Here is a 14,403-nt window from a genome sequence, read left to right as displayed (position 1 = left end):
CCTTTTTTACTCAGCTCGTCAATTGTACAGCTGAATTTTAGTTAAATTCGAGTTCTACTTGATCTTTGCCAAGCAACTGTTGTAATTCATCGAGTAATGTATCGCTGGGCGTTACTCGCCATTCTGTACCTAGCGTTAAACGTGCCCTAGCATCCGAACGCTGGTAGTATACATTGACAGGCACGGTTCCTGCTCGGTGAGGCTCTAAGATTTGACTAAAACGCTCAAAAAATTGCTCATCAATTTGCGATTGTTCAATCGCAAGCGATAAGCTACGGGCATATTTTTCTCGTGCGCTACCCAAATCCATCACTTCGCGCGCTGACATTTTAAGGCCACCATTGAAGTCATCAAAGCTGACCTGTCCAGAAACCACCAAAATCTTATCTTTTTCTAACAATTCTGCATACCGATCTAATGCATCTGAATAAAGCATCACCTCCATTCGTCCAGATCGATCATCGAGAGTCATAATACCTATTCGGTTTCCCCGTTTGGTTGTCATGACACGTGCAGCAATCACTAAGCCAGCAACGGTTAACGACTGATCGCGTCGCGTCGGCGTCGCGTCGTTCAATCGACAACTGGTGTATTTATTCAGCTCTTTCAGGTATTGATTGATTGGATGTCCGGTTAAGTATAGACCCAGAGTTTCCCTCTCCCCCTCTAACCAAACTTTCTCAGGCCATGGTGGAACCTGAATATATTTTTGTTCAACGTCTTCTGGGGCATCCGTTAATACCCCAAACATATCCGCTTGGCCAAAGGCTTCCGCTTGGTGATGTTGACTCGCCGCTTTCACCGCATCATCCACTGAAGCCATCAATGCTGCGCGATGTGGCCCTAAATGATCCAAGGCTCCGGCTAAAATAAGTTTTTCAATTACCCGTTTGTTGACCTTTTTAAGATCAATGCGCGCACAAAAATCAAATAAGTCCTTAAATACCCCGTCTTGATTGCGCGATTCTAAAATAGCTTCAATTGGGCCTTCACCCACTCCTTTTATTGCACCAATACCATAAACAATGGCCCCCGAATCATCCACATTGAATCGGTATAATCCAGAGTTAATGTCTGGTGGGAGGACTTTTAATCCCATTCGATGGCATTCATCAACCAAACCGACAACTTTTTCGGTGTTGTCCATATCAGCAGTCATCACTGCCGCCATAAATTCAGCCGGATAGTGTGTTTTTAGCCATAAGGTTTGATAGGAAACTAACGCATAAGCGGCAGAGTGCGATTTGTTAAACCCGTACCCGGCAAATTTCTCTACCAGGTCAAAGATTTTCATCGCCAGTTCGCCGTCAACACCATTTTGTTCCGCACCCTCTTTAAACACGGCGCGTTGCTTGGCCATCTCTTCTGGCTTTTTCTTACCCATCGCTCGGCGAAGCATATCGGCTCCACCTAGGGTGTAACCTGCCAGCACCTGAGCTATCTGCATGACTTGTTCTTGATAGAGAATAATGCCGTAGGTAGGGTCTAAGATCTCTTTTAATGATTCGTGTTGCCACTTCTCATCCGGGTAGGAAATGGCTTCTCGGCCATGTTTACGGTCAATAAAGTTATCCACCATCCCTGACTGTAGGGGGCCGGGACGGAAAAGGGCGACCAATGCGATGATATCTTCAAAACAGTCTGGTTGTAGACGTTTAATCAGATCTTTCATTCCGCGAGATTCTAGCTGGAATACCGCTGTAGTTTCCGAATTTTGCAAAACTCGGAATGAGGCCGGATCGGCTAATGGAATCGCATCGATACGAACGGGAGGCTCGCCTCTTTTCTCACGCCGAGGGTTAATCAACCCTAGAGCCCAGTCGATAATGGTTAACGTTCGCAGCCCTAAGAAGTCAAATTTAACCAACCCCGCGTACTCAACGTCATTTTTATCAAACTGAGTGACAGGATGCTGCCCTTCCGCATCACAGTAAAGCGGGGCAAAATCGGTGATCGACGTGGGTGAAATCACGACCCCCCCAGCATGTTTACCTGCATTTCGGGTACAACCCTCCAAAATGCGGCACATATCAATCAGCTCTTTCACCTCTTCATCGGCATCATACAACTCTTGTAGTGCAGGTTCCGCTTTAAAGGCTTTTTCTAGTGTCATACCCGGATCAGGCGGTACTAATTTAGAAATACGATCGACAAATCCGAAGGGATGGCCAAGCACTCGCCCGACATCTCGAATCACCGCTTTTGCTGCCATCGTACCAAACGTTATGATCTGAGAAACGGCATCACGGCCATACATATCCGCCACATGGTCAATGACACGATCCCGTTTGTCCATACAGAAATCAACGTCAAAGTCGGGCATCGAAACACGTTCAGGGTTTAAGAAACGTTCAAAAAGTAGATCATATTCTAATGGATCAAGATCCGTTATTTTTAGTGCATAAGCGACTAAAGATCCGGCACCCGATCCTCGCCCCGGCCCAACTGGAATATCATTATCCTTAGACCACTGGATAAACTCCATCACAATCAAGAAATAGCCGGGAAACCCCATTTGGTTGATGACTTGCAGTTCAATGTCCAAGCGCTCATCGTATTCAGGTCGACGTTCCGCTCGTACCACAGGGTCAGGAAAGAGAAATTCGAGTCGTTGTTCTAACCCTTCTTTCGATTTTTTAATTAAAAACGCTTCAATGGGTAACCCATCGGTTGGGAAATTAGGTAAGAAGTATTCCCCCAAGCGTACGGTGACATTACAACGCTTGGCAATTTCAACAGTATTTTCTAATGCTTCAGGAATATCACTAAATAGTTCGCACATTTCTTGCTCTGTTCGCAAGTATTGTTGTGGACTATAGTTTTTAGGCCGTCGAGGGTCGTCAAGAGTATAACCGTCATGGATCGCAACACGAATTTCATGTGCATCAAATTGATCTGCCTTTAAAAAAACCACTTCATTAGTAGCGACCACAGGCAACTGAGTTTGCTCAGCCAATTCCAAAGCAAAATGAAGATAACTTTCTTCATCGGATCGACCAGTGCGGATCAGTTCTAAATAAAAATTATCGGCAAAATGGGTCTGATAAAATTCAACGCATTTATCGACTAAGGCTTGGTTGCCTTTCAGTAAGGCTCGGCCTATTTCTCCACTTTTGCCACCGGAAAGGATGATCAACCCCTGACCGTATTTAATCAACCACGCTTTATCGATAACGGGTTGATGTTGAATATGCCCCCGTAGATAAGCTTCTGATATAAGCAGGGTCAGGTTTTTATAGCCGAGGTTATTTTTGGCGAGAATGGTTAGCTTGGTCAGCTCATCGCCAAATTCTTCTGAACGTAGAGTAAAATCTGCCCCCACGATCGGCTTAACCCCACAACTGTGCGCCGTACCATAATATTTCACTAACCCGCAAAGGTTAGTGAAATCAGTTAGCGCCATGGCTGGCATTCCCATTGCTGCCACCTGTTTAACCAAAGGTGGAACCTTGGATAAACCATCCATCATGGAAAAGTCACTATGAATACGTAAGTGGATAAACTTTGGGTCTGACATTCAATAAAATCCTACTAGGGATAAGTCGTGCAATGGCGCTATTCTACGTTAAAGCAGATCGGCGTGAAACTATCATCGACGGCATTAAGCTTACTGTAAGCCTAATGCCCGTTTGACTGGAGCAAAACTTCGCCGATGTTGGTCAATCACCCCATACTGTTCAATGGCTGCAAAATGCGCCTTGGTGGGATAACCTTTATGTTGTGCAAAACCGAATTGAGGATACATTTTATCCAGCGCTTCCATTTCTTGGTCGCGTACCACTTTAGCAATAATTGATGCCGCACTAATTTGCGCAACACGTAAATCTCCTTTGACCACAGCTTGGGCATCCATGGGTAATTGGGGAATTTTATTGCCATCAATTAAAACAAAATCCGGTTGAATGGCTAACCCAGCGACCGCTCTTTGCATGGCAAGCATGGTGGCTTGAAAAATATTGAGTTGATCAATTTCTCGAGCCGAACAACGGCCAATAGACCAAGCCAGTGCTTTTTGCTGAATTTCCGGAAAAAGCGTTAAGCGCTTTTTCTCAGACAGTTTTTTGGAATCGGTTAAACCATCAATAGGTTGGTTTGGATCAAGGATCACCGCAGCGGTCACCACATCGCCAACTAAAGGCCCGCGTCCAACCTCATCAACCCCAGCTATCAAGGAATACCCAACCGGCATCACAAAAGGCTCTAGCAGCTTGTCTTTTTTCTGTATCATCATTTTGCGTTACCTATCAATGAAAGTACGGCTTGAGCTGCTTGCTCATCGGCCCCTTTTCGAATCCAGTGATGCATTTCGGTAAACTGATTAATCAAGGTTTGATTATCGCTATTTAATAGCTGATGAACGGCTTGGTACAAACGATCAACCGTACACTCTTCTTGTAATAGTTCTTTAACTAGCTCTTTTCCTGCTAAAATATTTGGCAATGAAACATAGGGAGTTTTTAATAAGCGTTTGGCTAGAAAGGCCGTTATCGCATTCACTTTGTAACCTACCACCATAGGCCGCTTAAGTAGCATACACTCTAGTGCCACGGTTCCCGATGCAAGCAGTACGACATCCGCGGCGGTAATGACATTGCGAGCGGTATCATCCACCAAAACAAAATTCAATTCAGGCGCAACTTTCTGCCACACAGTCTCAAACTGTTCTCGACGATGTGAATTAACAAGGGCAACGACAAACCCAAGTTCAGGATCATCTTGCTGTAGACGCAGGCAGGTTTTAATGAACGGTTCGGCTAATAATTTCATTTCACCACTACGGCTACCCGGTAACACCGCTAACCATCGTTTATCGGAGTTTAACCCTAACAGCTGCTGCGCCGCCTGCTGATCTGGCTGCATCGGTATGCTATCGGCCAATGTATGGCCGATAAATTCACACGGCACATTAAATTTGTCGTAAAAGGCTTTCTCAAAAGGAAGAAATGCCAGCACTAAATGAGTCGCCGCCGCTATGTTAAAAATACGCTTTTGTCGCCAAGCCCACACAGAAGGGCTGACATAATGGACCGTTTTAATCCCTGTTTTTTTCAAATCTAACTCAAGACGTAGATTGAAGTCCGGCGCATCAATCCCGACGAAAACATCCGGAGGGTTATCGGTAAAAAATCGTACCAATTCAGCCTTGACTTTCAATAGCCGCGGTAAACGCCCTAACACTTCGACTAGCCCCATCACGGCTAGCTCTTCCATATCAAATAGAGACTGACAACCCTGTGCGATCATTTTGGGGCCACCAATACCGACAAATTCAGCATCAGGATGATGTGCTTTTATGGCTTTCATAAAGCCTTCACCCAATGTATCTCCTGAAAGCTCCCCCGCGACAATACCGATGCGTAATGGTTGCTGTTGCACGCTTCACTCCTCTTGCAAGATTTGATCTGCTTTAAAATACAAAAGATCGCCAAGTTGAGGCGATCTTTTCAACCAACAAATTAGAAAGCCTAGACCTTTGCTCATTCAATGTCACTCAAAGATCAACACATCCTAACCAAGTTCGTCGTCTAACTAACGAATGATCCCACGTGTTGAGTTTTCTAAGAAATTTAGGAAAAGCTTAACGGCTGGGTAATTGTCGATTTCTTTACTAATTTCAACTTTCGCCTCTTCTAAAGTGAGACCACTACGGTACAAGGCTTTATACGCACGACGAATTGCGTGGATTTCCGCTTTTTCAAATCCGCGACGTTTCAATCCTTCAATATTAATCCCGAATGGTGCACAGTGATTTCCTTGAGCCATGACATAAGGAGGAACATCTTGTACCGCGATAGAACCGCCACCAATCATACAGTGATCCCCGACTTGACAGAACTGATGAATGGCTGACATGCCACCAATAATCGCTTGATTACCCACTTGAACATGCCCAGCGAGAGTCGCATTGTTGGCAAAAATACAACGATCGCCTACCACACAGTCATGAGCCACATGTGCATTGATCATAAATAAGTTATCACTACCTACAATAGTGACACCTTGGTCCTGTATCGTACCACGATGCATCGTGACGCTTTCTCGAATCGTATTGCGATCACCGATAATCAATTGCGTCTCTTCACCCGCATATTTTAGATCTTGGCACGCTTCACCAATCGAAGCGAACTGAAAAATACGATTATCTTGACCCATTTTAGTCGGCCCTTTTACGACCACATGAGACAGTAGCTCTGTTCCCTCGCCGATTTCGACTTTACTGTCAACATAGCAAAATGGGCCAATTTTTACCTGAGCGCCAATGATAGCGCCTTCTTCCACCACCGCGGTTGGGTGGATTTGTGCCGTTGGATGAATCATCTTAAAACTCTCTGCGTGCACATTTTAATTCAGCGGAACAAACGATACCGCCATCCACTTTAGCGACCCCGTTAAATAGCGCGATTCCGCGACGTTCTTTCAAAAATTCAACTTCAATAATAAGTTGATCCCCAGGCCCTACCGGTTTACGAAATTTAGCATTATCAATACTGGCAAAATAATACAGTTCGTTTTCTTTAGGCGCGCCAAAGGTTTTAAAAGCTAATAATCCAGTTGCTTGAGCCATCGCTTCAAGAATAAGTACCCCAGGAAAAACAGGGAACTTAGGGAAATGACCCGTAAACTGAGGTTCATTCACTGACACATTCTTAAGCCCAACAAGGTACTTTCCTTCTTGATAATCAGTCACTCGATCAATCAATAAAAAAGGATAACGGTGCGGAAGAAGCTCCTGAATTTCAGTGATATCCATCATTTTCTGTTCAGTAGTCAAAGTCATATTCCTATTTAAAATAGATTTAATGGTTGAACTCCCAGCCTCAGTAGGGGGAGCAAATGAGTCTTGGCGCATTATAGATGAAAAAGACTCGCACATTGCGAGCCTTTTTAGCAAAACAGTAAAAATTAACCGTCTGCTTTTTGCTCAAGTTGTTTTTCTACTATTTTTAAGCGTTTATTCATTTCATCAATTCGATGCACTCGTGCTGCAGTTTTGCGCCACTCTTTATTGGTTTGCAGTGGAATACCGGAAGAATACATACCTTTTTCTTCGATGCTGCGCATCACCATCCCCATGCCAGTAATCGTCACCCCATCTGCGATCTGGATGTGACCATTAAGAACAGAAGCACCGCCAATAATACAATATTTGCCAATCTGAGTACTGCCAGCAACCACGGTGCCACCCGCCATCGCGGTACCGTATCCAATATGAACATTATGCGCAATTTGCAGCTGATTATCGATGATGACATTATCTTCAATCACGGTATCATCAAGTGCACCACGGTCAATCGTGGTACAGGCTCCAATTTCCACTCGATTACCGATACGAACAGAACCAAGCTGTGGAATTTTTATCCACTCGCCACGCTCATTGGCATAACCGAATCCATCGGCACCAATCACAGTGCCTGACTGAATTAAGCAATGACTCCCAATTTGCACTCCGTGGTATATTGTGACGTTTGCCCATAGCTTGGTATGCTCACCTAATTGAGCATGCTTACCAACAAAGCAGCCCGCACCAATGACCACATGATCACCCAGTACAACACCCGTTTCAATCACCGCATTAGCACCAATTGAGACATGCTGCCCTATGGTTACATCATCCGCCACAACTGCACTGGCAGCGATACCTTCTGCTGCTGGTGACGGAGTGGTGTCCAACGCTTGCGCGACCTTAGCAAAAGCCACATAGGGGTCAGCAACCACGAGTACATTGGATGAGCATAATTCACGTTCAGACTCTTTCACCATAATCACAGTGGCTTGGCATTGAGCGAGATGTTTACTGTATTTAGGATTCGAAAGAAAGGTGACATTTCCTTCTTGCGCTCGATCCATCGGAGCGACTGCGTTGACAGTTGCACTGGCATCGCCATGCAACGTTCCCCCAGTAATGGTTGCCAAATCGGCTAAGGTCAGTGTTTTCATAGTATAAAAAAATGATTGTTATTTAATTGCTTGAATGACTTTTTCTGAAATATTGTATTCTGCTTTACCATATTGCATCGCACTGACATCAACAATGATGTCGTAGCCTTCTTTTTCCGCCACTTTTTGCACTGCATCTTGAATAATTTTAAACAGTTTTTGTTTCTCTTCATTTTCACGACGCGCGGAAGCTTGTTCTAATGCCTGAGCCTTGATTTTATATTTACTATCGAGTTGCCCGATTTCAATGCGCAGTTTTTCAACGTCATCTTGGCTCATTAGCTCGGCATCACGTCTCAACTTCTCAATTTTCGTTTTAGCTTGCGCTTGTAAGCTTTGTAGCTCTGCCGCTTTATCTTTGAACTCATCCTGCATTTGCTGAAGAACCACTTCACGTTGAGGCAGAGCTTGAAATACTTGTGCGGTATTAATGAAACCAATTTTTTGTGCTGCATCTGCAGCCTGAGCAAACAAGGCAGAACTAAGAACAATAAGACTAACACTGGCTGCTTTGATCGTATTTTTCAACATATTTTCCTCAAGTTAGAAGGTTCGTCCGATAGTGAATGTGAAGAATTCTTCGTTATCACCATCGTATTTTTTAATGGGTTTAGCAAGGGAGAAGACCAGTGGCCCCATTGGAGACATCCATTGTAAAGCGACCCCATATGAAGCGCGATATTTACTCGGGTCTGAATAATCATAATAATAGCGGTTACCATAACTCGCTCCCGCAGAACGATAATCAAACTCAGTATCCCACACACTGGCCATATCAATAAAGACGCTGGTACGAACTTGACTGCGCGCTTCATCAGAAGCAAACGGCGTCGGCACGATCAATTCCATACTCGCTAATGCGATGGCGTTGCCCCCCACCGAATCATCAGTGGCGCTATCTTTACCATTATTCGAGCCAGAATAATCACGATATAGCGCTTTAGGGCCGGCAGAGTTAGACCCAAAGCCTCGCAAGGTAGTAAAGCCACCGGCATAGAAGTTTTCATAAAATGGGTAAAGGTTATCTTTGCCATCGGTTTTTCCGTAACCATTACCATACCCTAAACGACCACGAAGCAGCAGAGTAAATTCATGTTTTTTCGTCAAAGGAATGTACTGGCGAACATCATATTGCAGCTTAAAAAATTGTGCATCAGAGCCTGGAACCGTCATTTTGGCAAACGCCCGTTGATGATTACCAGCGGTTGGGAAATACCCTTTATTGAGATTGTTACGCGTCCAAGCCACGTTGATATCAAAATCGTCGGTAAGCAAATTATCAGGGTTACAATCGCCTAAGTTACAGAGAAATTGCTCCACTTGTAGGTAAGGGGTGAGATTACCAATTTTGTTATGCGTGTACCCAACCCCAAATTCAAACCGGTTTAACTCATCGAAAGGAAAACCCCATGTTAAGCTACTGCCATAACTTTGGTTGGTATAGTCAACAATCCCAGCTTCTGATGCCTCAAATTTGTTATAAAAGACCCGCCCGCCTAAACTAACACCATCAATATTCCAGTAAGGGTCTCGATACTCCAACGTGACGTTTTGTTGATAGTCATTGGTTGTCGCATTGACACTGACTCGATTACCCGTTCCCATAAAATTATCTTGGGTTACCCCAACGGTAAAACTAACCCCAGACTCAGTTCCATAACCGACACCAAAGTTAATACTACCTGAATTCGCTTCTTTCACACTGTAGACCAAGTCCACTTGATCGTCGGTTCCAGGTACACGAACGGTTTGTACATCAACGGTTTCAAAAAAGCCTAGACGGCTCAGACGAGCTTTGCCGGTATCAATCGCTTTTGAATTAAGCCAACTGCCTTCCATTTGACGCATTTCTCGGCGTAATACTTCATCACGCGTCGCGGTATTACCCGTAAAACGAATATCACGGACATACATACGCTTACCCGCTTCAACGTGTACAATCAGTGAAACTTGCTGGGTTTGGTCATCAAATTCCGGAATGGTTTGTACTTGAGGATAAGCATAACCAGCTTCGCCAAGTAGACGTTTAATCCCTTCTTCTAACTGAGTCACAGCGGAACCTTGATAAGTTTCTCCTGATTGAAAAGGAATTAACGCACGGAACTCTGCTTCCTTCCCAATCAGCTCGCCACGAAACTGGACATCTTTAACGGTATAAGGCAGCCCTTCGCTAAGGTTTAAAGTGATGTAAACCCCTTTTTTATCGGGCGAAATGGCCACTTGAGTGGAGTCAACTTTAAATTTTAGATAGCCACGATCCAAATAAAAACTGCGTAAGCCTTCAATATCAGCCGCAAGAACTTGTTTCTGATATTTATCATCAGAGAGAAAGTTCCACCATGAGAGGTCGACATTAAGATCAAAACGCGACAGCAACTCTTCGTTACTAAAAACCTGATTACCAATAAAGTTTATCTGCTGAATTTTAGCCGACACACCTTCGGTAAACACAAATTTCAAGTCAGCACGGTTACGAGGTAAAGGCGTGACTACGGCTTTCACGTTCGCATTGTACTTACCCACGCTGTAATAAAAATCTTCTAACCCTTTTTCAATATTACTTAATGTGGTTCGATCGAGCGCTTCTCCGACGCGGATGCCCGAAGCATCTAAATTTTGCTGAAGTTGCTCTTGCTTAATCGCTTTATTACCAGAGAAAGAAACGCTGGCAATGGTGGGACGTTCCTTAACTTGAACCACCAAAATGGAACCATCACGTAACACTTTCACATCGTCAAAGTTACCCGAAGCATATAACGCTTGAATAATTTGAGCGACATCTTGACCATCAACAGTATCGCCAATGCGCACTGGCATTTTTAATAAGGCAGCCCCAAGCGCAACACGTTGTAAACCTTGGATCTGAATGTCTTGGACAACAAAGTTTTCGGCACCATTGACTGATACACTCGTTGCGAGCAAGGTCGCTAACAGGATTTTTTTTATCGCCATATATGTTTTAGTTCTTCCTTACTACAAACCATTGCCTAATGCTTATCTATCACAGGCGAGTAAAATCGTTAAATATTGCCAACGCCATTAGGGAAAAAATGATCACGCCTCCGAGTCGGTAGCCTATTTCTTGTACTTTTTCCGGTACAGGCCGTCTTATTACAGCTTCAATCGCAAAGAAGAGCAAATGGCCACCGTCAAGCATAGGGAGTGGCACTAAGTTGATGATTCCAAGGTTAATACTAATTAAGGCTAAGAAACCTAAAAAGTAAACCAACCCGTAATCAGCGGTCGTACCAGCCCCTTTTGCAATTGAAATCGGCCCACTAAGGTTATTTAAACCCACATCACCGACAAGTAACTTTTTCAATAGGCTTAGTGTTAATTCAATCACTTGTCCCGTTTTGTCAAAAGCTCTATCGATCGACTCCAAAACACCAAATTGTAATTCAAAACGATACCCTTCTGGCCACGCTTCGACTTGAGGTGCGATACCCGCAAAACCAATTACCTCGCCACTTTTTAATGTTCGGCTGTCTGGCGTCAGCGATAAAAGAATCATATTTTGATCGCGTTCGACTGCCAAGGTTAACGCTTTATCGGGGCTGGCTTGGATATCGGCCACAGCTTGCTGCCAATTGGCAATGGGTTGACCATTAATCCTCGTCAGTACATCACCGACCTGTAACCCCGCTCGTTCTCCTGCACTACCCGATGAAATGCTCGCTAATACGGTCGAAACCGCAGGCATAAACGGTTTAAATCCTAACGCTCCCATAGCAGACTCGGTTTCAGGATCAAAGTTCCATGAACGTAGGTCAAAAGTTTTGATTTCATCAATTCCGATGCGATCAGGTGAAGAAACCGTCAATGTTAATTGATCGTTACCAATGTGACGGATAAGGCCCATATTGACCGATTCCCAATCAAGCGTCTTGCTGCCAGAGACAGCTTTGATTTCCATACCGGGTTCAACACCAGCCTGCGCCGCAATAGAATAAGGGGTCACCTCTCCAATCACAGGCTTAACGGCTGGCACTCCGATTAAAAACACCAACCAATATGCCACCAAAGCAAAAAGAAAGTTGAAGATAGGCCCCGCACTGACAATTGCAGAGCGCTGCCACAGTGATTTTTTATCAAAAGCAAATGGTTGCATTTCAACGGGCACATCGGCCACTCGACTGTCGAGCATTTTGACATAACCGCCTAAGGGGATGATCGAAAGACTGTATTCAGTGCCATCTTTCCCCATTCGTTTCCAGATCGCTCGTCCAAAGCCAATCGAAAACTTTTCAACTTTAACCCCACACTTTCTCGCGACCCAAAAATGACCATACTCATGTACCGCCACTAAGATTCCTAGGGCGACTACAAAGGCGATAAAGTTCCACAAAATGCCACTCATAACATGCGCTCTTTTAAGGTTTGATTAGCAAAACTGCGAGCTATTGTATCTAGCTCAAGTAGGCTTTCCAAATTATAAGAATGTAACGGGCTGTGAGTCCCACAAACTTTAGACAATACCTTATCATTGATAGTTGCGATATCAGTAAAACGAATTTGACCTCGCAAAAAAGCATCGACAGCAACTTCATTGGCTGCATTTAATGATGTTGTTGCATGTTGCCCCAAGTAACACGCATCAATAGCCAATTGTAAGCACGGGTAGCGTTGATAATCGACCGCCATAAAAGTCAACTCACTCAAACGCGTAAAATCAAGTGGTCGAACACCGGCTGTAATACGTTGAGGATAGGCCAAAGCCTGGGCTATTGGCGTGGCCATATCTGGCTCACCAAGTTGTGCGATCACAGAACCGTCTTGATACTGAACCATTGAATGAATTACAGACTGAGGATGGATCAGAACATTCAACTGATCACGCGAGGCATTAAAAAGCCATTTAGCCTCGATGTATTCTAACCCTTTATTCATCATGGTTGCCGAATCAACAGAAATTTTAGGCCCCATAGACCAATTAGGATGAGCAATCGCCTGCTCAGGAGTCACATCATGCAATGAAGCAACATCACTATAGCGAAAAGGGCCACCGGAACCGGTAAGCAGAATATGAGAAATGCCATTGGCAGAAAGATCACACCGTCCCAATTTGGCTTGAGCATCAACAGGCAAACATTGGAAAATCGCATTATGCTCACTATCAACGGGCAACAGCGTCGCACCATACGTGTCAACAGCATCAATAAATAGCTGACCAGACATCACTAACGCTTCTTTATTTGCTAATAATATTCGCTTGCCTGCCTTAACGGCGGACATGGTTGGGATAAGCCCGGCAGCACCCACAATGGCTGCCATCACGGTATCGACTTCTTCATGAGCAGCGACGTAGCACATCGCTTCTTCGCCATACAACACTTCGGTTGTCAAATGTAAAGCAGTTAGTTGTTCTGTCAACAACTGAGCAGCGGTAGCATCGGCCATCACGGCATATTTAGGTCGCCATGTTTGGCAAAGCTCACGCATTTTGGTTACATTTCGCCCAGCGGCTAACGCCACAATGGTAAACCGGTCAGGATTCTCAGCAACAACTTTAAGCGTACTGGATCCAATAGACCCCGTCGCTCCCAGAATCGTTAATTTACACATATCCAAAAAATGCCATGGTTTCAGTCGAGCAATATCGCATCGCTCGACATTAGAATAAGAAATAGAGAAGCGCGAACACAGGGAAAGCGGCCGTCAGACTATCAATTCGGTCTAAAATCCCCCCATGTCCGGGAATAAGATTACTGCTATCTTTGATCCCTGAGACTCGTTTGAACATGCTTTCAACTAGGTCTCCCAAAACAGAAATGACCACCGTGATCAAAATGGTCAGCATCATAATAAAAGAGGAGGTAAATTGAATTGAAAAAACATCAGCAAAAAACCACCCAACCATCATCGCAGCGACAACGCCCCCCATTAACCCCTCAATCGTCTTGTTTGGGCTAACCGCTGGTGCCATTTTATGCTTGCCAAAGCTCTTACCGGCGAAATAAGCACCACTATCGGCCGCCCAGACAATCAAGCAAACAAATAGAACTAATTTCGCACCATGGTAACTATCAACAGTAAAATGTTCAGCGCGTAAAAAAATCACACTCCAGAAAAAAGGCAATAAAGTGAGTAAACCAAACAGGTGACGGACGGTATTGGATGACTCCCAGCAACCACGAGATTTAGGATAGGTAACCGCGAGCACACTAGAAAAAACCCACCAAACCGAACCAGTCATGAGCATAGCACTCTGAATCGACGATAACTCACTCGATAAAGCCAGTTGAGGTGCAAGGAAAAAATAGCTCACTCCTCCTGCAACAACGCTCGGGATTAACGCTAAATAGCGAGACGAGGAAGAAACAAACTGAGTCCATTCCCAAAACCCCAAAAAGGTGACCAAGGCTAGAGCCAAAATAAATCCGCTTAGCGGGAGAAAAAAAATCCCAGCAATAACCAAGGGGGCAAGTAAGAGCGCTGTAATAATTCTCTGCTTCAAACTTAGAC

The 14,403-nt window shown here is 44.5% G+C and carries 11 protein-coding genes; all 11 read right to left on the bottom strand.

All coding sequences use genetic code 11. From position 1 onward, the window contains the following. Nucleotides 1–37: 37 nt before the first annotated feature. Nucleotides 38–3,517 (bottom strand): DNA polymerase III subunit alpha, encoded by a 3,480-nt coding sequence (dnaE, locus tag FKN05_RS00280; protein ID WP_099611610.1) that lies wholly within the window; start codon nucleotides 3,515–3,517, stop codon nucleotides 38–40. Nucleotides 3,518–3,607: 90 nt separating this feature from the next. Next, nucleotides 3,608–4,228, bottom strand: coding sequence for a ribonuclease HII (rnhB, locus tag FKN05_RS00275; RefSeq protein ID WP_161427941.1), 621 nt, complete (start codon nucleotides 4,226–4,228; stop codon nucleotides 3,608–3,610). Beyond that, nucleotides 4,228–5,376 carry a lipid-A-disaccharide synthase gene (gene lpxB / locus FKN05_RS00270; RefSeq protein WP_170886556.1) on the bottom strand — a complete coding sequence of 383 codons (1,149 nt, stop codon included), beginning with the start codon at nucleotides 5,374–5,376 and terminating at the stop codon, nucleotides 4,228–4,230. Before lpxB ends, rnhB begins: the two co-directional genes overlap by 1 nt. A gap of 153 nt (nucleotides 5,377–5,529) precedes the next feature. After that, nucleotides 5,530–6,318, bottom strand: a complete 789-nt coding sequence (lpxA, locus tag FKN05_RS00265) for an acyl-ACP--UDP-N-acetylglucosamine O-acyltransferase (RefSeq protein WP_099611611.1) — start codon at nucleotides 6,316–6,318, stop codon at nucleotides 5,530–5,532. Between the two features lies 1 nt (nucleotide 6,319). Continuing rightward, complete coding sequence (fabZ, locus tag FKN05_RS00260; protein ID WP_170887214.1) at nucleotides 6,320–6,751, bottom strand: 3-hydroxyacyl-ACP dehydratase FabZ; 432 nt, start codon at nucleotides 6,749–6,751, stop codon at nucleotides 6,320–6,322. 152 nt (nucleotides 6,752–6,903) lie between these two features. Continuing rightward, nucleotides 6,904–7,938, bottom strand: a complete 1,035-nt coding sequence (lpxD, locus tag FKN05_RS00255) for a UDP-3-O-(3-hydroxymyristoyl)glucosamine N-acyltransferase (RefSeq protein ID WP_161427066.1) — start codon at nucleotides 7,936–7,938, stop codon at nucleotides 6,904–6,906. Between the two features lie 18 nt (nucleotides 7,939–7,956). Then, nucleotides 7,957–8,466: an OmpH family outer membrane protein gene (locus FKN05_RS00250; RefSeq protein WP_099611667.1), complete on the bottom strand. Its 510-nt coding sequence runs from the start codon at nucleotides 8,464–8,466 to the stop codon at nucleotides 7,957–7,959. 15 nt (nucleotides 8,467–8,481) lie between these two features. Continuing rightward, nucleotides 8,482–10,890, bottom strand: coding sequence for an outer membrane protein assembly factor BamA (bamA, locus tag FKN05_RS00245; protein WP_161427067.1), 2,409 nt, complete (start codon nucleotides 10,888–10,890; stop codon nucleotides 8,482–8,484). A gap of 49 nt (nucleotides 10,891–10,939) precedes the next feature. Then, entirely contained in the window at nucleotides 10,940–12,298 is a 1,359-nt protein-coding gene (gene rseP / locus FKN05_RS00240) for a sigma E protease regulator RseP (protein WP_161427068.1), read from the bottom strand. Beyond that, a complete protein-coding gene (gene ispC, locus FKN05_RS00235; protein WP_099611615.1) occupies nucleotides 12,295–13,503 on the bottom strand; it encodes a 1-deoxy-D-xylulose-5-phosphate reductoisomerase in 1,209 nt (402 codons plus the stop codon). Before ispC ends, rseP begins: the two co-directional genes overlap by 4 nt. 49 nt (nucleotides 13,504–13,552) lie before the next feature. Then, the gene (locus FKN05_RS00230; RefSeq protein WP_099611616.1) at nucleotides 13,553–14,395 is read right to left on the bottom strand and encodes a phosphatidate cytidylyltransferase; all 843 of its coding nucleotides are present in this window, start codon (nucleotides 14,393–14,395) and stop codon (nucleotides 13,553–13,555) included. Between the last annotated feature and the right edge of the window lie 8 nt (nucleotides 14,396–14,403).

The sequence above is a fragment of the Vibrio sp. 1-1(7) genome, assembly GCF_013048485.1.
Classification (GTDB): Bacteria; Pseudomonadota; Gammaproteobacteria; order Enterobacterales; family Vibrionaceae; genus Vibrio; species Vibrio fujianensis.
The sequence above is the reverse complement of the archived record's forward strand: the minus strand, read 5'-3'. Positions and strand labels throughout refer to the sequence as shown.